The following is a 19,209-nucleotide window of genomic DNA, read 5'->3' as shown; positions in this document are numbered from 1 at the left end:
AAAGTCAGGTTTGGCCGGGCGCGGCCGTTTTACTTTCCGGATGCACTTCCCTGAACAGCACGTGATCCTCGAAATCGCCGAGCTGTATCTTGCCAAGGCTCCGGAAACCCTCGGACTCGTAGAAAGGCAGATAGCGATTGTTGCCGGTATCAAGCACCAGGCCGCTACCCCTTGGGTTCTCTGCACACAGCCTTTCAACAGTTTTCAGCAACAGCCGGCCATAGCCGCGATTCTGGTATTTGGGATTTACGCCCATCATTGGCAACTGGTGCGCCAACGGCTGTGGCAACATGTCCCGGATTTTCTGGTGGTAATCCAGGTATCGGCGCGTGGATGCAAAACCGGTGGTCAGCACCATACGGATCCGCCAGCTGAGCTGGTCAGCCAGGTTCATCCTGAGCTCGGGGTCGCCGATAAACGCCACGGCAACCAGCGTGTCGTCTACCATCACACCGATGGCCTCCTGATCGAGCTCAAAATACAGGTCAATCAGCTCCCGTATGGTTGCCCGAACCCGTTGATCGTAACCGGGACGCCGATGATCAAAAAGGTACTGAAACGTCGGCTCGTTTCGATAGGCGTGAAACAGAATGGATCTGGCTTCATTGACCGCTGTTTCGTCCAGGCGAACAATGGCTGGCTCGGATTTGTTCTTGTTGTCGCTGCCGTTACTCATCGCTTCCCTCTCCTGCATCAGTTCCGGACGGAAGGCCCGGAATCTGGTTTTCAGAATCAGATGGCCAGGGTTAAACGAACGGACACCCGGCCCGGTTCACTTGCCCGGTCCATGGCTGCCTGGTCGATCACAACACCATGGCTGCCATTCAGCCGCTCCAGCCACGCCGCCACCTCTGCAAAAGGTGCGTTCTCGAGCCAGACGCGGATTGCATCTTCCCCGCTAGGTTCAAACCGCTGGAGCGACAAACCCGCCTCACCGGCGGAACGGGTCACCAGGGCCATCAGGGCACGGCCATCGGCAGGCTTGTCTGCCGACGCCGACGTGCTGGCACCTCCGGCATTCCCCAAACGCTGGATCGTCTGTTCATTTGCCTGCATCCAGGCCAACAGCTCGCCGGCATTGTTCCGGGCAGATTCCGCTTGATCATGGAATACGGCCGCCGGGCGCCAGACGGCGAAATACAGAATGCCAAGAAAAACAGCGATGGCGAGCACGACCAGAGCCTGCTGGTCGCGGCGGGGCAATTGATCATACTGTGCAATGAGTTTGCCGACTGCCGGCTGATCCTTGATTCGTGAAAGCATAGCCTTAACCTCCTGAAACCGTCAGGCGGCCGCGGGCGCCGCTCGCTTCGTTCACAACCGAGCCAATCTGCGCTTCCAGGCCCTGGTTCGCGAGGCCGTTTCGCAGGGCGCTCAGGCGATCGTAGCTGTCAGCTCTCACATCCACGATAAGCTCACCCCTTGAGCGGCTGTAGTTCACCGAATTGAAGTTCACCCCCTGACTACCCGGGAGGCGGGCATATTGCTGGCCGGTGTATTTCATCAGGGTGATGAAGTCCACTTCCGGTCCACTGGAGCCGGCCACCCGCAACTGACCTTCGATCACACGACGGACATTACCTGCGTGAGTACGCCGGTCATTGGGGAAAGCATCGCGATAGATTGCCATGGCCTCGTTTTGTAGCTCTTCCGCCTGATTCTGATAGTACAACCCCATGCCCAAGTTCAACGCCACTTGAACGCCGAACCAGACGGCCGCCACCGCAATCAACGGTTTCCAGGGTTTCAGCGGGCTGGCTTTGCCCGATTTGGACGAAAACACGCCCTGGCAAAGATTCACCGGCTCGCAGAGATGATGGTGATGGGCGTAGGCGAGCAATTCCAGCGGCATGAGCTCCAGGGTTTCCCGACGAACCGCAAGACGCCCCGAGCCAGCTAACTCGGTAAGTGCAGATTGCTGGACATCAAACTCTTCGTCGGTGCCGTACACGGTGACCGGGATCTCCGCCACCACTTCTTCGGCGGATGGCGCCGCGAGGGTGTGGGCGAACATACCAAGATTGGAAGACTGCATGCTCAACCACTCGCCCCGCTCGCTGACCATCATGGCCGTTTCGCCGTCCAGACAGACAGACCAGCCGCCTTCGGTGCGGGGCAGCAACGAGGCGTCCGGGAAAATGGCATCCAGGCGGAGATGCTCCCAACCGCTGAACAACTGTACCCATTGACCCATTCGCTCGCGATCTATGGCTGCAACCCGGTAACCATGCTCGGTATGGGAGCCCAGCGCCAGGTGAACGGAATCTATGTCCTGGGCAATCTGCTCCTCAACGGCGTAGGGTAAGGCCTGATTGATAAACCGACTTTGCTTTGCGGGAATGTCAGCCAGGCAATAAATCGCTTCCTCACCGGGAATCAGGCCGATCAACAGAACGTTATCCAGGGCATTCTGCCCCAGGGTATGCTCGATGGCATCACGGCTGTCGCCGGCACCCCGGGCCTGGGCATCGCCGCTGGCGTCGTGCAGCACCCAGTTGAACATCTGGGCGTCGGGATCCTGGTCAGCGTCCGCGAACGGCGGTATCGGGCGGACGTAGAGGCGATAAGACATGATTATCCTTCTGAAATGGTAAAGGGCTCTTTGGTAATTCGGTTCTTCTGCCCGGTATCCCTGTGAACCGTCTGAACTTCCCCTTCCGGAGTACGGAACACGGTACTGACCATATTCACGACACGGTTATCGTAGGTAATCCGCGAGGCAACTTCAAAAAACCGTGTCTGCAACCCCAGGCCGACCGATTTGAGCCCGAGACCCGCGAACTCCGGTAATGCCATAAAGTCCTGAAGGTTCTCGAACCGTTCTTCCTGCCGCTTCTCAAGAATAGACGCAGCCTGGGCGTCCGTCAGCTCCTCATGCAGTGAGCGGATCACCATGGCAGTGGCGGTGTTCACATTTATGCCCGCCCCGTTTACCGGCAGTGCCGTCACGTGAGGCCGCAGGGCGCGATAAATCTCTTCGGTCATGCCCTCGATCAGGCGTAACTCAGTCACCGTTGTAAAGGGCTGGTTCGCCGCGCGGTATCCCTGCTCCGCCATCAGGTACTGGCCATCCTCGGCGCCATAGGCAGTCACTGTCTGGTCATTGGGATCTATCCAGTCCACCAGAGAGTCCACGGAAACAGCGGTAATCCCCAATGCAGCGAACAACTGCACAAAGCGATCCCTGACGGTGGGGTCCACCTGACCATTGGCACCGACCAGATCATTCAGGTTCAGTCGACCACCCAGGTCGTCAATCTGAACTTCGGCCACGCCGTTATCATCCAGTGGCAACACGGCTGCATTGGCAGCCCAGAATTCGTCCAGGCTGTCGACCATCAGGTTTTCTTCCTTGTCCTCGTCGTAATCCCTGCGCAGGATCTGGCGAGCAAAGGCTTCTGCACCCAGCGCAATACTCTGGCCCTGCTGCTGTGCCAGGTAGTGACCTGCCTTGAACACCCGGAGGCTTTGTTGCTGGGTCATGCCTGACGCCAACATGACCACCAGTGCCATGGCCAGCAGCACCATAATCAGGGCAACGCCGCGCTGACGGTTTGGAAAAGCCGGGATCTGCACCATATTGGCCTAGCCTCCCTGCCCCGTTGCGCCGGTGGTTTCACCGGGTTGTTCTGTCGTTCCCTCTTCTTCGGTGCTTTCTTCTTCCGCCTCACTGGCAGCCTGGTTTGCCTGGTTCAGCGCACCCTGGGCGACCGCCGGATCAAAATCCGGCAGGGCAAAGGTCCGTACCAGCGTGCCAAAACGCTCGTGCTCCAGAGTCACTTCCATACCCAGTGGCAACGGAACATCCGGGCGGCTGCCCGGGGTCAATCCGGCCATGACTTCATCGGTGGGCCACTGCGGCTGCCAGCTTCGGTTGGAATCCAGAAACCGCACTTCCAGGCGTTTTACGCCCTCCAGAAGCAGCACATCGCGGCTGTCATCTTCCTGCCCCTGGTCCACCATGGGCCAGTACCGGCGCCGTAATTCGCTGCCGGTGTATTCCCAGCCAACACGCTGCAAACCACTGCGGCGGATTCCAAGAGGGTTACGCCAGCCCTGACGGGTCAACACCAGGGAAAAATCATCATCACGACTCGACAGTGCCGGCTGGAAATCGCCGTAAATATCCCTGGCCGGCCGGTTTACCACCTGCATGATATCCCGCTCAAGCAACAGCATGGCCCGCTGCAGGCCGTCGAACTGTTCAGCCAGCTCATTCACCCGATCTCGGGAGTTGACCACCCCATTGATAACCTGCCACACGCCCAGCCCAATGACGGCGGTTATGGTGACCGCGATCAACACCTCCAGCAGGGTGAAGCCCTGTTGCAGCGGTTGGGAGGTCTTTGGTGGCGCGATCATCACTGTGCCCCCACAAAAGCAGACAGGGTATGGACCGGAACCGGAGCCGCGCCTTCCTCACGGTACAGGGCAACCGTGACCTCCACACGCCGCATCTTGGCCTCGGCAGTGGCGAGAATTGCCGTGGTCACACGCCAACGATAGGGCCCGAAATCCGTGTCCTTGGAATTTTCGGAGATGCCGGGGATAGTTTCCTGCAGGCGGATTTCATTGATTCGGTTATCCGCCAACCAGCTGGCAAGGGTTTTATCCCGTACCCGCTCGTAGCTGGAAATGTACTGGCTCCCCACTTCGGCTGCTGCAGTTGCAATCAGACCAAAGACAAGCAGCGCGATGAGCACTTCAATCAGCGTGAACCCGCTTTGCGTTTTCACCCGCTGCTCCCCTCATCGCCCGGCTTGCGCCACTCCATGGGCGATACACCATCAGAGGCGAGGACGTGTACGTTGTCCGACCCGCTACCGATGGTGAATTCAAGCTCGAACGGTGTTGTCTCGCCACTGGAAAAGAACACCACGTCCGGGAGCAAGGTGTCTTCAGAGGGCGCCAGCCTCGGTGCATCGCTCTCGATAAACTCGGTAACCGTTAGCCATTCGGGAAGGCTACGGGCCCGGAACATGCCCTCGCCAGAGGCTTTCCAGTCCCCCGTCTGATCCTGGAAGGCTACGAACTGGTAGCCGTCATCCTCAAGCCTCAAGCCCAGTTCCAGGTTGTTGAGTACGGCCTGCTCAGACGCCGTCTGCATGAGCAGATACAGCTCCCTGACTTCGTTCTCTAGTTCCCGCTGCTGAGAGCTCCCTCCCATGGTAAACACGGCAAGGGATGCCAGCAGACCCACAACCACCAGGACCACCAGTATCTCAATCAGGGTGAAACCGGTCTGTCGGGAGCTGACCTGCACAGTTATTTAGCCTTCGGTATCCCAGACACTGATATCGGCGGCATCGCCGTCGCCGCCTTCCTGGCCGTCAGAGCCATAGGAATACAGATCATAGGGGCCTTCAGTACCCGGGCTCACGTACTGGTATTCAGATCCCCAGGGATCTTCCGGCACGCTCTTGAGGTAACCATCCGCGTTCCAGTTCTTCGGTTCCGGGCTGCCGCTGGGCTTGGAAACCAGCGCTTCGAGACCCTGCTGGGTAGACGGGTAATGACTGTTATCCAGGCGATACAGGTCCAGCGCATTGGCAATGTTGCTCAACTGGGTTTCCGCCACGGTTACTTTTGCCTGATCACTACGGCCCATAATGTTTGGCGCCACGATGGCCACCAGCAGGCCGAGGATCACCATCACCACCATGATTTCGATAAGGGTGAAGCCGCGGCTGTGGTTGTGTGTGTTGAGTTTTTTGATGGTCATTGTCTCACTCGTCATTGGCATTGATTGCTTTCAGTTCGGATTCGTCTACTGACAATCCGGCATGGGTGTCATCCCACGAGATTACTCATATTCAGTATCGGTAACATGATGGCCAGCACGATGATCAGCACCACTACGCCCATTACCAGTAGCATCATGGGCTCAAACAGCCCTGCGATCGCGGCTATCTTGGACTGCAGGGTGTTTTCCTGCATTCGGGCGGTCCGCTCCAGCATGCTGTCCAGTTCACCACTGGCCTCCCCGCTGGCGATCATGTGAAGCATCATCGGCGGGAAATACCCGGTCTGATCCAGGGAACGGTGCAACGAGCCGCCTTCACTCACTTTCCTGGCCGCGTCCCTCAATTCCTGCCTGAGAAAATCGTTGGAGAGCACCTCACCGGCAATGCGCATCGCTTCTACCAGCGGCACACCACTGGTAGTCAGAATACTCAAGGTGCTGGCATACCGGGCGGTGTTTACCCCGCGAACCATCCCGGAGAACAGGGGCAGATGTAGCAGACGCTTGTGAAACCGCAGCCGGAATCCGGGTTTGGTCAGGAAAAAACGGAACACCATCAGCGCCGCAACCAGCAGTATAAACAGGTAGACACCGTAATCCGCCAGAAATTCCGACACTCCCAGCATCGCCATGGTCAGCGTTGGTAACTCCTGCCCCTGCTTGAGAAACACATCAATGATATCCGGCACCACGTAGGTGAGCAGGAACACCACGATGGCTATGGCGACGATACTCAAAATGATGGGATAGATTGCCGCCAGCTGAATCTTCTGGCGTGCCTCCTGACGGCTTTCCGTGTAATCCGCCAGCCGGTTGAGCACCAGGTCCAGATGGCCGGCGTGCTCGCCCGCGGCAACGGTGGACCGATAAAGCCTCGGAAACGCGCGCGGGAACTCGCCCAGGCTGTCCGCCAGGGTGTAGCCTTCCATGACCTTGGCCCTGATAGCGATCAGCATGCTGCGAATTCTTGGCTTCGGGGACTGCTGCGCGGCGGCAGAAAGTGCCTGCTCGATGGGAATACCCGATTGAATCAGCGTTGCCAACTGGCGGGTGACCAGGGCCAGGTCGGCAGCCGCCAGGGAGCCCCGGCTGCTCAGGGGATTGCTTCGGGCCTGCTTTTCTGCTGCCGGCTCAACCGCCAGTGGCGTCAGGCCGCGCTCCCGCAACTGCTGGCGAACGGCTCTCGGGGCATCCGCCTCGACCACACCATGTTTCTGCTTGCCGCGGGCATCAAGCGCCTTGTATTCGTATGCAGGCATGGCTTACTGACCCCGGTGTGTAACGCGGAGCACTTCTTCCACCGTTGTCACACCATCCAGTATCTTCTGCACGCCGTCTGCGTGAATACTCGGGCCATGCTGGCGCGCCACCTTTTCAAGGTCCAGTTCACCAGCCCGCTTGTGAATCAGAGCGCTGATTTCCTCGGAGATCTCCACTACCTCATAGATACCGATACGGCCGCGGTAACCCAGTTGGTTGCAGTGGCTGCAACCCGTTGCCCGGTAAATGGTGGGCGGATTGGCGGGGTCCTGCTGCAGGAACTCGCAGTGCTCTTCGGTTGGCGTGTAGGGCTCCCGGCATTCGTGGCACAGAACCCGGACCAGCCGCTGGGCAACAATGCCGACCAGGCTTGATGAAATCAAGAAGGGCTCAATCCCCATGTCCATAAGCCGGGTAATGGCGCCAACGGCTGTATTGGTGTGCAATGTGGAAAGAACCAGATGGCCGGTCAGACTCGCCTGAACCGCGATCTCCGCCGTCTCCAGGTCCCGGATCTCACCAATCATCACCACGTCGGGGTCCTGACGCAGAATGGCCCGAAGGCCGCGGGCAAAGGTCATGTCCACTTTGGTGTTGACCTGGGTCTGACCAATACCTGGCAGGTTATATTCAATGGGATCTTCAACGGTCAGGATGTTGCGGCTGCGATCGTTGATTTCCTGCAGCGAGGCATAGAGCGTGGTGGACTTACCGGAACCGGTCGGGCCGGTCACCAGCAGGATGCCATAGGGCCGGTAAATCAGCTTGCGCAGGACTTTCAGGTCCCGCCCCGCCATACCCAGGGATTCCAGCCTTATGGCACCGGCCTGTTTGTCCAGCAAACGTAGAACCACGCGTTCACCGCTTGAAGACGGCATGGTCGACACACGAATATCCACTTCCCTTCCGGCTACCCTGAGAGCGATACGACCATCCTGTGGCACCCGCTTCTCGGCGATATCCAGCTTCGCCATAACCTTGATCCGGGACACCAGCAAAGGCGCCAGGGCCCGCTTGGGTTCCACGACTTCCCGCAACACGCCATCCACCCGGAAGCGAACCACCAGCCGCTTTTCATAGGTTTCGATGTGAACGTCCGAAGCGCTGGTTTTCACCGCTTCGGTGAGAATGGCATTGATCAGACGGATGATCGGAGCATCATCTTCCTGCTCCAGCAGGTCCTCGGTTTCCGGTACCGAGTCCGCCAGAGAGGCCAGATCCATATCGTCGCCGATGCCCTCCACCATCTGCATGGCTTCGGCGGAATCGTTCTGGTAGGCGGAGTTCAGGGCCTGATCGAATCGATCCGGGTCAATGGTGGCAAAACGGGCCCGGCCGCCACTGATTCGGTTCGCTTCCGCAAGGGCTGAATGGGACGCACCGGGGCGAACCAGAATAACCGGTTCACCGGCATCCGAACGGGTCAGGATTACTCCGTTGCGCTTGGCGAAAGTAAACGGAAGACGGCCCAGCGGAGCATCCTGCGGCTGAAGTTCAGTATCTGTGTCCAAGGTCGTCCTCGTTCGTGAAACCCTTTTCGATTCAACTAATTCAGAAAGGCTACCACAGGATATGGACCCGCTGAATAACTCTATACACTATACTGCCAATAAAACGTTGCAGTCTGATAACCTGTGAGCTTTTTCCCGGCCCACAAACTTGCATTCAGGATGATCAATGCTCCTAAACAATGAACGGCTTCCCCTGATTCTTGCGCTTGTGGCAGGGGCTGCCATGGTGGCTCTGACAGCCTGGCAGGGTTACCGCTTCTGGCAAATGGAAAGCCGACAAGGAAACTACGACTCTGCGCAGCCATTGGTCACAGATCCGGCTGCCAGCCGTGAGCCACCGAGCGTAAACCTGTCGTCCCTGGACCTGTTCGGGGCCGCATCGGGTGAAGCCGCGCCGGCGGAAATGGATACCGAGAACCTGCCGGAAACCAACCTCCGATTGTTTCTTCGCGGTGTTCTGGCCGCTGATGGCGAATTCCCCGGCAGCGCTCTCATCGAAGATGACAAAAGTAACACCGAAGCCTACCTGGTGGGTGATGAATTGCCTGGTAATGCCAAGCTGCGCTCGGTCCACCCGAACCGTGTGATCATTGAACGCTCCGGCAAACTCGAGAACCTGTATTTCCCGGAATCCGAAGACCGCAGCGGCATGTCCTTCACCGCCGACGAACAGGAACCGTCCACGCCTGCAACGCAACAGGCTGCCACCCCCTCGCCCTCAAGAGCGCCCGCCTCCGCCACCAGCGATGAGCAGCGCCGGGAGGAAATCCGCCGGCGCCTTGAGCAGCTCAGGGAACGCCTACGGAACAATAACTGAGGCGCGCTATGGAAACGGCCGCTATCCAGATACGCCGCCGTTCCAGCCTTCTGCCGGCGCTGTTATTAGCAGTTTCCGTTGTGGGTGCCTTTGAGCTCAGTTCCCGCCTGATGAACTATGTACAGGAGGAATTCGGCACCGAGGCCCACCAGCGCCTGGAAAACTGGCAGCGCCTTCATGCCCTGGCCGCGAACGCCCCCGTCGACCGGCAGCTTCGACTGATCAACTCCTTCTTCAACAGGGTTGCTTTCGTCAGCGATATCCGCCACTGGGGCGAGGAAGACTACTGGGCAACGCCAGTGGAATTGCTCACCACGAATGGCGGCGATTGCGAAGATTTTTCGATCGCGAAATATCTGACCCTCAAATCCATGGGTGTTCCCGATGACCAGTTGCGGATTGTGTATGTCAAAGCACTGGAGCTGAATCAGGCCCACATGGTGTTGGCATGGTACCCGGAGCCAGACGCGGACCCGCTTATTCTGGACAATCTTATAAATGACATTAAACCTGCCTCTCAACGCACTGATCTTGAACCGGTTTATAGCTTCAATGGCGAAGGCCTCTGGCTCAATCGATCCGGCGGAGCCCGCAAACGAATCGGGGAAGCGGGACGGCTTTCCCGGTGGCAGGATCTGAACAGCCGGCTGACCGAATCGCTCCGCCCCTGAGCTCCATTTCAACGAATCTGCTGGCGGCAAATGACAGCGCGACTGGCGCCAAGCGACATCTGCAGTAGGCCCGGACCCGCTAGAATGCGCCACACTGCTTTTTAATCAGGAGAATGAAACACATGCGACGCTGGAACGGCTGGGGCGATGAAAGATTCAACCTGGCAATGCCGGAACAGGGCCAGGATTTTCTGGCTTCGCGGATTGGAAACGGCCGCCCTCTGGCCGACGCCACTCTGGAGTCAGTCTGCGCCAAAGTGCCGGATTCCCGGCTGAAGCCGCCGGCAGAACTGGAATCACTGATCGACACAACCCCGGAAGCAAGGGTGCGGCATGCCCGGGGCCAGAGCCTGGCTGACTGGCTGGCCATGCGCAGTGGCGAATTTGGCGTGTTTCCTGATGGCGTTGCTTTCCCTACCAGCAGCGACGAAGTTCAGGCTTTGCTCGCCTGGGCCGCTGAGCAAACCATTCACCTGATCCCCTATGGTGGTGGCACCAGTGTGGCTGGGCATATCAACCCGCTGGACAAGGGTCAGCCCGTGCTGACCGTGGATATGGGCAAGATGAATCGCCTGATGGATCTGGACCGGGAAAGCCAGATCGCAACCTTCGGCGCGGGAACGCCTGGCCCACTGGTCGAGTCCCAACTCCGGGCCCACGGCTTTACCCTCGGGCATTTCCCACAGTCGTTTGAGCTGTCCACCGTGGGCGGCTGGGTGGCCTCCCGCTCCAGTGGCCAGCAATCCCTACGCTACGGACGAATTGAACAACTGTTTGCTGGCGGCCGGGTCGAAACCCTGCAAGGCACCCTTGATCTGCCCACCATTCCGGCTTCCAGCGCCGGCCCGGATATCCGCGAAATGATTCTGGGCTCCGAAGGCCGCATCGGGCTGATCACCGAAGTGAAGGTTCGGGTAACCCCGCTTCCCGAACACGAAAGTTTTCACGTGGTGTTTTTCCCTGACTGGGACAGTGCCCGGACTGCCAGCCGCCAGCTGGTGCAGAACCGCACGCAACTCTCGATGCTCAGGCTCAGTAATGCGGTAGAAACGGAAACCCAGCTCGCCCTGGCCGGCCACCCCAGACTGATCGGCATGCTCGAGCGCTTTCTGTCACTCCGTGGCGCAGGCACCGGCAAATGCATGATGACCTTCGGCATCACCGGCACCCGGCGCCAGACCCGAAACGCCCTCAAAGAGGCCCGAAGCATCTGTAAGGCCCAGAATGGCGTCTATACCGGCACCCGGCTGGGCGATAAATGGGCAGCCAAGCGTTTCACCATGCCCTATCTGAGGGAAGCCCTCTGGCAAATGGGCTACGCCGTCGACACCCTGGAGACGGCCACCGATTGGGACAACGTCGATAATCTCCTGGGGCTGATCGAGACCAATCTACGGGAGGGACTGACCGACCAGCAGGAGAACACCCACGTATTCACTCATTTGTCGCATTTTTACAGCCAGGGCTGCAGCATTTACACCACGTACGTGTTCCGGGTAGGCGACAGCTACCAGGAAACACTCGCGCGCTGGCAAAAGCTCAAGACCACAACCTCTGAACTGATCGTGAAAAACCGCGGCACCATCAGCCACCAGCACGGTGTTGGCAAGGATCACGCGCCCTATCTGCCGGCTGAGAAAGGAGAACTGGGAATGCTCGCCATCAACTCCCTGTGCAACACCTTTGATCCCAATGCCATCCTGAACCCGGAAACCCTGGTGAAGTGAGCATAACGCCGAATGGGAGTTTCGTTATGACCCGGACTGAAAGCCTCAATGCGCTGCGTTCAGGGACAACCGAATTTGATGTGGTGGTGGTCGGCGGCGGCATCACCGGTGCCGGCGTGGCCCGGGAAGCAGCAGGCAGCGGCCTGCGCACCCTTCTGGTGGAACAGAAGGATTTCTCCTGGGGCACCTCCAGCCGTTCCTCCAAGATGGTCCACGGCGGCCTTCGGTACCTGGGCAGCGGCCATTACGGTCTTACCCGGGATGCTGTGCGCGAGCGGGAACGACTGATGGCAGAAGCACCGGGGTTAATTGACCCCCTGCGCTTCATCATGCCGCATTTCAAAGGCCAGTTCCCCGGACCGCGCCTGTTTCAGACGCTGCTCCGGGCTTACGACTTTATTGCCCGCAATCGCAGCCGCCACTTTCTGACCCCGGCCGAATCCATGCTCTGGGTGCCGGGCCTGACCAGCGAGAAACTTGCTGGCGCCAGCGGTTTTACCGACGCGGTTACCGACGACTCCAGACTGGTGCTGCGCCTGATTGCCGAAGCCCGCCGTGATGGGGCCGTATGCCTGAATTACACCCGTGCGATGGAAGTAAAGCGCAGCGATGACGGAAAGGTGTCTGGATTACTCATTCAGCCAGAAGAAGACGATACGCCCATCATGATTTCCGCGCCCCTGGTGATCAATGCCACCGGCGCGTGGGCCGACCGGCTGCAATCGAGCCAGACCAACGGGGACACCATGCACATCCGGCCGTTGCGCGGCAGCCATCTAGTCCTCCCGTGGTCCTGCCTGCCGGTGTCCTGTTCGGTTTCCCTTTTCCATCCTGAGGATGGTCGCCCGGTGTTCGCCTTCCCCTGGCTCGGCACAACCGTTCTCGGCACGACCGATATTGATCATGAAGGCGATCTTGATCAGGAGCCGGTTATCTCCGAAGCAGAGACCGCCTATCTGCTCGAGGTCGCGTCTCGGCTGTTTCCGGGAAGTCCCATTGCCCGCGAGGACATTCTCTCAACCTGGGCCGGGGTGCGGCCCGTGGTAACCGACGGCACGGGCAAAGCGCCCTCGAAGGAGAACCGGGAACACGAACTCAGGGTAGACCGGGGCCTGGTCAGCATTGCCGGGGGCAAGCTCACCACCTTCCGGGTTATCGCCCGGGAAGCGCTCAACCGGGGACTTGGCGAAGACGCCGCCACGGTTCTGCGGCCAGAATCCGAGCCGATCTTCCAGCCAGAACATGGTTCGGCAAGGCCAGCTGCAATCGGCCACCAGTGCTGGCAACGGCTTGAGGGGTTCTATGGCCCCGAGCTTGACGAGGTTCTTGCAGCTGGACCATTGGAAGCTGTTACTGCTCACCAGGCTTCCGAGCCTCTCTGGGCGGAGCTCTGCTGGGCCTGCCGGAAGGAAGATGTGCGGCACCTGGATGACCTGCTGCTGCGCCGAACCCGATTGGGCCTGGTGCTTCCGAACGCGGCCGAAAGCCTTCTGCCGGAGATCCGCAGGCACTGCCAACCCCTGCTTGGCTGGGATGACCAGCGCTGGGACGATGAACAGGCCCGCTACCTGTCGATCTATCACAATGCCTATTCGATGCCGTCGGGGGAGCCGTCCGATGCCGGCTGATCCACTGATTCTGGCCATCGACAATGGCACCCAGAGCGTTCGCGCGCTGTTGTTTGATACCCGCGGCAACCTGGTGGGCAAAGGCAAGCAGGACATCGAGCCCTACTTCTCGCGGGAACCCGGCTGGGCCGAGCAGCATCCGGATTATTTCTGGGAGCAGCTCGGGGAAGCCTGCAAACTGCTCTGGAGTTCCACGGAAGCTACGCCGGATCAGGTTGCCGGGGTCACCGTGACCACTCAACGGGGCACCGTTATCAACCTGGATGCAAACGGCCAACCTCTGCGCCCTGCGATCATCTGGCTCGACCAGCGCCATGCCAGAGTTGATGGCCCGGTCAAAGGGCCCTGGGGATGGCTGTTCAAACTCGCCCGGCTGGAAGACACCATCAACCGGTTTCGGGAAAAGACCCAGGCTAACTGGATTGCCCAGAATGAACCCGAGATCTGGGCGAAAACCCGACACTTTCTCTTGCTCTCGGGCTACCTCACGTACCGGCTAACCGGAGAATTCAGGGATTCCACCGGAAGCCAGGTCGGATACCTGCCCTTCGACTACAAGAAGCACCGCTGGGCCGGCCAACGGGATTTTAAATGGCAGACCATGCCGGTCGAGCGTTCCATGCTGCCTGAACTGTTGGCGCCTGGGGAAACATTGGGGCATCTGACCGACGAAGCCTGCCGACACCTCGGCTTGCAAAAAAGCCTGCCCGTTATCGCAGCCGCCTCCGACAAGGCCTGCGAGATACTCGGCTCCGGCGGGCTGACACCAGACATCGGTTGCATGAGTTACGGCACCACCGCCACCATCAACACTACCAGCAAGCGCTACGTGGAACCGATTCGGCTGATGCCCCCCTATCCCTCCGCCCTGCCCGGCCATTACTCCACGGAGGTAATGATCTATCGGGGTTTCTGGATGGTGAGCTGGTTTAAACGGGAATTTGGCCTTCGAGAGCGAAAAATCGCCGAAGAGAGAGGCATCGAGCCTGAAGCGCTGTTCGATGAACTGGTCAAGGCGGTGCCGCCCGGCTCCATGGGTCTGATGCTGCAGCCCTACTGGTCGCCCGGTGTTCGTCAGCCGGGACCGGAAGCAAAAGGCTCGATCATTGGATTCGGGGACGTTCACACCCGCTCGCACATATACCGCGCGATTCTTGAAGGTCTTGCCTATGCGCTGCGGGAAGGAAAGGAAAAAATCGAAAAACGAAGCGGTGTGAAGATCCGGAAGCTTCGAGTGGCAGGTGGCGGCTCCCAGAGTGATGCCGCCATGCAGTTAACCGCCGATGTGTTCGGATTACCGGCCGAGAGGCCTCATACCTATGAAACCTCCGGGCTCGGTGCCGCCATTGATGCGGCGGTAGGCCTGGGCCTGCATCCGGATTTCGATACGGCAGTGACAAACATGACCCGGGTTGGCGACGTTTTCCATCCCAACGAAGAAACCCGGGCCCTGTACCAGAGGCTCTATTCCGAGGTTTACCTGAGGATGTACCCCCAGCTCCAACCCCTCTACCGGAAAATCCGGGAGATTACCGGCTATCCCCGGTAACACGCTCCGCGACCATTTCAGCGGTAATTGCAGAAAGGGTCCAGCCAAGGTGGCCGTGACCGGTGTTGTAGAACACGGTTGGCAGGCGCCCTGGCCCAACCCTGGGCATCATGTTCGGTAGCATTGGCCGCAATCCGGCCCAGGGAACCACCTTGCGAGTACAGACTCCGGGGAAGCACTGCTCAACCCAGCGGGTCAGCGGGCGGATCCGGTCGTCCTTGATGTCACGATTGTAGCCGCTGAACTCGGCAGTACCGGCAACCCGGAAACGGCCATCGCCCAGGCGACTGGTGACGATCTTGGTGGCGTCATCCAGCAGACTGACCGTGGGTGCCGCCTTTTGGGAAGCCTCGTCTTCCAATTCTACGGTAATGGAATAACCCTTCACCGGGTAGATATTCACCCGGTCACCCAGCTTCTTGGCCAGCCCACGACTGCCGACACCGGCACAGATCACCACACCGTCGAAGGTATCCCGGGTTTGCTCCGTGCCGTCATGGGCGGTCACCCAGGCATTACGCTCATCGGCGCTCAGCTCGGTCACGGTATGGCCGTAACAGGTTTTTACGCCAAGGCGCTGGATGGCGTCGGCCAGGCCGTTGGTGAACTTGTGAATGTCACCGGTGGAGTCACTCTCGGTGAAAAAGCCGCCGTAGTAAGTACCTGCCAGGGTCGGCTCGATGGATTTCATTTCCTCCGGGGTAACCGAACGGCGCTCAAGGCCGCCAGCGGCCAGAAGCCGGGACACTTTGGCCGCGTGATCGAAGCCAGCCTTGTCCCGGTAGATGTGCAGGATTCCCTGCTTCTTCAGATCGAAATCGATGCCCTCTTCCTGTGCCCAGGCAAACAGGTGGTCGCGGGCAGCAATGGCCAGGCGGGCGGTTTCCGTGGTGTTTTTCTCGTACTGGGGAATAGCGGCAATGAACTCGGCGAACCAGCTCAATTTGTGCCAGGAAGGCTTCGGGTTGACCAGCAGTGGCGCATCCCGGCGGGACATCCATTTGATGCCCTTCATAACGGTCTGCCAGTTGTTCCAGACCTCGGCGTTAGAGGCCGAGAGCTGCCCACCGTTGGCGAAGGAGGTTTCCATCGCCGCATAGCGGTGTTTCTCGTAAACCGTAACGTCAAGCCCGCGCTTGGCAAGGGTGTAGGCGGTGGTAATACCGGTAATGCCACCGCCGATAACTGCAATTCGCTTCATTCCAATCTCCGTGAGCGCCAAGGGTTTCCTCCCTGCTCGAAATGGCAGGAAGCACCCCTTCCGTCACGGGACCTGAGAGATTCACGACCTGTTTCAATGAAAACAGTCGCTTGCTCCTTCGGTGTGCCGACTGACGCGATTGTCGACAGCTCTTCGGAAAGTATTCATGTCAGCGGTCCTTTTGCCTGAGAGTTTCCGGGGCAGTTGCTCCTTCGGCGCTGATCGCAAGGGATTCAGTCTCTCCCGCAGACATGTCTGATTGGTAATAAAACCCAACCCACGGGCCTAAACATAGCAAATAACCCGGAGCCAGGAAACCAGCCGCTGCACAGCTCCGCCGAGATCAGTTAAGGTAAAGAGCATGAAACACGCCTCGAAGACCCGCAGACAACTCCAGCAGCAACTGGAACAGGCCCGCAACTACGAGCAGTGGTGCGAGGCAGCCACCGCGCTGGACGACATGGACGGCCTGCTGGACTGGCGCGAGCAGGAAGAAACCGGGGTGCTGCATGAAAGCCTGATGCGCAAGCACATGGGCCTGATGGAGCATTGCCGGCAAAATGGCGACACAAGGCGATTGATCCGCATTCTGCAGGAAAGCCTGTACCGACACCTGGGCGAACTCTCCAATCCTGATCTGTACACAGTGGCCCGCAGCGGCACCAACCGGTTGGTGGGTGAATTCCTGGATGCTGTCGAGACGTCCATGGAATTCATTTGCGAACACCCGATACCTGAAGTGACAACCGCCCGCAAACTGAAAATGTTTCAGGACGCCGAACGGGTCTATGGCCGGCCAGCACTGATGCTCAGCGGCGGCGCGGCTTTCGGCATTTACCACATAGGCGTTACCCGGGCGCTCTGGCGCCAGGACCTGCTCCCGGATGTCATGGCGGGCTCCAGCATGGGCGCCATCGTGGCCGGTGCCATCTGCACCCGAAACGACAAGGAGCTGGCGGACTTCTTCAATCACCCGGAGCGCATCCATCGCAACGCCTTCCGCTGGCTCGGTGTCCGGGAAGGACTGAAGGCCGGCCATGCCATGGACCCACGGCAACTGCAGGAACACCTCCAGCACAACCTTGGCAGCGTCAGTTTCAAAGAGGCCTACGAACACAGCGGCCGTACCTTGAATATTTCCGTCTCCCCCACCCGCACCCAGCAAAAACCCAGGCTGCTGAACTGGCTGTCCTCACCGGCTGTACTGGTGGATTCGGCAGTGATGGCGTCCTGTGCCGTGCCGGGCATCTTCCCGCCAGTGGTTCTTCAGGCACGCGAATCAAACGGCAGCCGGCAAAGCAGCGTGCCCTATATGCCAACCGAAAGCTGGATTGATGGCAGCGTGCATGGCGATCTGCCCCTGATGCGGATGGCCCGCCTGCACAACGTGAACAAAACCATTGTGAGCCAGGCCAATCCCCATGTGGTGCCATTCATCAGCCACCATGACCAGAGCGGCGTTACCGCCTGGGCCAAACGGGCGGCGGTTTCCCTGGCCCACGGCCAGATCGCCACGGCACTGAAACTGACCAAACAAAGCCCGCACCCCGGCCTCATCCGGCCGCTGATCGAGCAGGCCCACGCCATGACCAGCCAGCAGTACCTGGGAGACATCAACATCCATTTCCCGCCGAAACCCGCGCTCTACCGCAAGGTACTGGCGAACCCCAGCCCTGAGGACCTGGAAATGTTTATCAACCTCGGGGAACAGGCCACCTGGCCAAGGCTGGCGATGATCAAGGATCAGACACGGATCAGCCGGGCTTTTGACCGCTGCATATCCGCTCTGGAAAAAGAGCTGGACGCAGACACTGCGCACCACAATGCCTGACCCCTCTTGAAAATCGTTGCCCTGCCACTTGGCAGATCAACTAGATAACACACCGGTCCCGAACTATGCTCAGTTCTATCGCATCATCGCTTTGCGGTGCGCTAAACGCTTACCAGGAGGATCCTGACCCGCAATGGGACATAGACAAGGATTTCGATCAGCGACAGAAGACGGTGAAAGCAGGTTCTACGAGCTGATTGAGAGTCTGCCAATGATCGCTGTCCAGGGTTACGACAGACAGCGCCGGGTCATTTATTGGAATGATGCCAGCGCCCGTCTTTACGGCTACTCCCGAGAGGAAGCACTCGGACAGTTACTGGAAGACCTGGTCATTCCCGATCACATGCGTGAGGGCGTCATTGAAGCGCATCGCGACTGGCTTGAAAACAACATCAGCATTCCTTCCGACGAACTCGAACTCAAACATAAAGAAGGACACCTGGTTCCCGTTTACTCCAGCCATGTCATGATCAAACAGGAGAGCGGTGCCTGTGAGATGTTCTGTATCGACATCAGCCTGGAAGAACAGAAGCGTGCCAGGGATGAGCTATACCGGCGAGCGAGTTTTGACGACCTGACCGGACTGCCGAACCGTCATTTCATGGAAGCGGAGTTGTCGAGCCGACTCGACGAGGCGGATCGCCTGCAGCAGGAACTGGCGGTCGTGTTCATCGATCTGGATAATTTCAAGATCATTAACGGACTGGGTGATCGAAGCGGCCTGCAAACAGCTCCACGCCTGGAAAAGAACGCCTCTGGAGAACCTGCGGGTTGATATCAACCTGTCGGGACGTCAGCTCACGAATCCGCACCTTGCCAACCACATTCTCGAAACCCTCGAACGCTATAAACTGGAACCGCACCAGTTAGGGGTCGAGCTGACCGAGAATGAGGTTTTCGGCAGTGATGAGAACCAGACCAGACAACTCGAAAAACTGAAAGAGGCTGGCTTGCACATTTCCATCGATGACTTCGGCACCGGATACTCATCGCTCGTCTATCTCAGAAAACTCCCGGTCTGTGGCATAAAAATCGACCGGAGCTTTCTCCAGCATGCGATGCAGAACAACGCCGATATGGCCATCATGGAGGCCATGATTACGGTCGGGCACAGTCTGGGGTTAAGCGTGCTTGTGGAGGGCGTCGAGACGGATGAACAGGCCCAGCTGGTGACAGACCTGGGCTGTGATCTCGCCCAGGGCTTTTTGTATGCCAAGCCGATGCCGGCCCAAAAGATGGAAGAGTTCCTGGCAAGCTTCTGACCAGAAAAC

General features: G+C 58.9%; 19 protein-coding genes and 1 riboswitch. Of the genes, 8 read left to right on the top strand and 11 right to left on the bottom strand.

What is annotated here, in order from left to right:
- Positions 1 to 4: 4 nt before the first annotated feature.
- From NUW46_RS09835 to gspE, 10 genes are all read right to left on the bottom strand, one after another.
- Positions 5 to 676, bottom strand: a complete 672-nt coding sequence (locus tag NUW46_RS09835) for a GNAT family N-acetyltransferase (RefSeq protein WP_064227988.1) — start codon at positions 674 to 676, stop codon at positions 5 to 7.
- Between the two features lie 56 nt (positions 677 to 732).
- Positions 733 to 1,263 carry a type II secretion system protein GspM gene (gene gspM, locus NUW46_RS09830; RefSeq protein WP_064227989.1) on the bottom strand — a complete coding sequence of 177 codons (531 nt, stop codon included), beginning with the start codon at positions 1,261 to 1,263 and terminating at the stop codon, positions 733 to 735.
- A gap of 4 nt (positions 1,264 to 1,267) precedes the next feature.
- On the bottom strand, positions 1,268 to 2,572 hold the full coding sequence (gene gspL / locus NUW46_RS09825; protein ID WP_418141987.1) for a type II secretion system protein GspL: 1,305 nt from the start codon (positions 2,570 to 2,572) through the stop codon (positions 1,268 to 1,270).
- Between the two features lie 2 nt (positions 2,573 to 2,574).
- Positions 2,575 to 3,579 (bottom strand): type II secretion system minor pseudopilin GspK, encoded by a 1,005-nt coding sequence (gene gspK / locus NUW46_RS09820; protein WP_418141986.1) that lies wholly within the window; start codon positions 3,577 to 3,579, stop codon positions 2,575 to 2,577.
- Between the two features lie 6 nt (positions 3,580 to 3,585).
- Positions 3,586 to 4,362: a type II secretion system minor pseudopilin GspJ gene (gspJ, locus tag NUW46_RS09815; RefSeq protein WP_418141985.1), complete on the bottom strand. Its 777-nt coding sequence runs from the start codon at positions 4,360 to 4,362 to the stop codon at positions 3,586 to 3,588.
- A complete protein-coding gene (gene gspI / locus NUW46_RS09810; RefSeq protein WP_069185279.1) occupies positions 4,362 to 4,736 on the bottom strand; it encodes a type II secretion system minor pseudopilin GspI in 375 nt (124 codons plus the stop codon). The genes gspJ and gspI overlap by 1 nt, the downstream gene beginning before the upstream one ends.
- Entirely contained in the window at positions 4,733 to 5,263 is a 531-nt protein-coding gene (gspH, locus tag NUW46_RS09805; RefSeq protein ID WP_418141984.1) for a type II secretion system minor pseudopilin GspH, read from the bottom strand. The genes gspI and gspH overlap by 4 nt, the downstream gene beginning before the upstream one ends.
- Before the next feature lie 6 nt (positions 5,264 to 5,269).
- A complete protein-coding gene (gspG, locus tag NUW46_RS09800) occupies positions 5,270 to 5,722 on the bottom strand; it encodes a type II secretion system major pseudopilin GspG (RefSeq protein ID WP_064227995.1) in 453 nt (150 codons plus the stop codon).
- A gap of 68 nt (positions 5,723 to 5,790) precedes the next feature.
- Positions 5,791 to 7,002, bottom strand: coding sequence for a type II secretion system inner membrane protein GspF (gene gspF / locus NUW46_RS09795; protein ID WP_418141983.1), 1,212 nt, complete (start codon positions 7,000 to 7,002; stop codon positions 5,791 to 5,793).
- Between the two features lie 3 nt (positions 7,003 to 7,005).
- On the bottom strand, positions 7,006 to 8,514 hold the full coding sequence (gene gspE, locus NUW46_RS09790; RefSeq protein ID WP_064227997.1) for a type II secretion system ATPase GspE: 1,509 nt from the start codon (positions 8,512 to 8,514) through the stop codon (positions 7,006 to 7,008).
- Positions 8,515 to 8,680: 166 nt separating this feature from the next.
- Between gspE and NUW46_RS09785 the strand changes: the two genes are divergently transcribed.
- From NUW46_RS09785 to NUW46_RS09765, 5 genes are all read left to right on the top strand, one after another.
- A complete protein-coding gene (locus NUW46_RS09785; RefSeq protein ID WP_418141982.1) occupies positions 8,681 to 9,331 on the top strand; it encodes a type II secretion system protein N in 651 nt (216 codons plus the stop codon).
- Positions 9,332 to 9,339: 8 nt separating this feature from the next.
- On the top strand, positions 9,340 to 10,002 hold the full coding sequence (locus NUW46_RS09780; RefSeq protein ID WP_418141981.1) for a transglutaminase-like cysteine peptidase: 663 nt from the start codon (positions 9,340 to 9,342) through the stop codon (positions 10,000 to 10,002).
- Positions 10,003 to 10,124: 122 nt separating this feature from the next.
- A complete protein-coding gene (locus NUW46_RS09775) occupies positions 10,125 to 11,729 on the top strand; it encodes an FAD-binding oxidoreductase (RefSeq protein ID WP_418141980.1) in 1,605 nt (534 codons plus the stop codon).
- 26 nt (positions 11,730 to 11,755) lie between these two features.
- On the top strand, positions 11,756 to 13,357 hold the full coding sequence (locus tag NUW46_RS09770; protein ID WP_418141979.1) for a glycerol-3-phosphate dehydrogenase/oxidase: 1,602 nt from the start codon (positions 11,756 to 11,758) through the stop codon (positions 13,355 to 13,357).
- Positions 13,347 to 14,906, top strand: a complete 1,560-nt coding sequence (locus NUW46_RS09765; RefSeq protein ID WP_418141978.1) for an FGGY-family carbohydrate kinase — start codon at positions 13,347 to 13,349, stop codon at positions 14,904 to 14,906. Before NUW46_RS09770 ends, NUW46_RS09765 begins: the two co-directional genes overlap by 11 nt.
- On the opposite strand, the gene NUW46_RS09760 is transcribed toward NUW46_RS09765, so the two are convergent.
- Complete coding sequence (locus NUW46_RS09760; RefSeq protein ID WP_418141977.1) at positions 14,887 to 16,107, bottom strand: D-amino acid dehydrogenase; 1,221 nt, start codon at positions 16,105 to 16,107, stop codon at positions 14,887 to 14,889. The two genes, NUW46_RS09765 and NUW46_RS09760, sit on opposite strands and share 20 nt — an antisense overlap.
- A gap of 163 nt (positions 16,108 to 16,270) precedes the next feature.
- A riboswitch (glycine riboswitch) is annotated at positions 16,271 to 16,363 on the bottom strand.
- Positions 16,364 to 16,468: 105 nt separating this feature from the next.
- On the opposite strand from NUW46_RS09760, the gene NUW46_RS09755 reads away from it, so the two are divergent.
- The 3 genes from NUW46_RS09755 (at position 16,469) to NUW46_RS09745 (ending at position 19,200) form a co-directional block, all read left to right on the top strand.
- Positions 16,469 to 17,938: a DUF3336 domain-containing protein gene (locus NUW46_RS09755; protein ID WP_418141976.1), complete on the top strand. Its 1,470-nt coding sequence runs from the start codon at positions 16,469 to 16,471 to the stop codon at positions 17,936 to 17,938.
- 133 nt (positions 17,939 to 18,071) lie between these two features.
- On the top strand, positions 18,072 to 18,713 hold the full coding sequence (locus NUW46_RS09750) for a PAS domain S-box protein (protein ID WP_418141975.1): 642 nt from the start codon (positions 18,072 to 18,074) through the stop codon (positions 18,711 to 18,713).
- Positions 18,646 to 19,200, top strand: a complete 555-nt coding sequence (locus tag NUW46_RS09745; RefSeq protein ID WP_418141974.1) for an EAL domain-containing protein — start codon at positions 18,646 to 18,648, stop codon at positions 19,198 to 19,200. The genes NUW46_RS09750 and NUW46_RS09745 overlap by 68 nt, the downstream gene beginning before the upstream one ends.
- The last annotated feature ends 9 nt before the right edge of the window (positions 19,201 to 19,209 follow it).

The organism is Marinobacter sp. MA, assembly GCF_048298425.1.
Taxonomy (GTDB): Bacteria; Pseudomonadota; Gammaproteobacteria; order Pseudomonadales; family Oleiphilaceae; genus Marinobacter; species Marinobacter salsuginis.
Note: the sequence above shows the minus strand (reverse complement) of the source record. Positions and strands in the feature narration are given on the sequence as shown.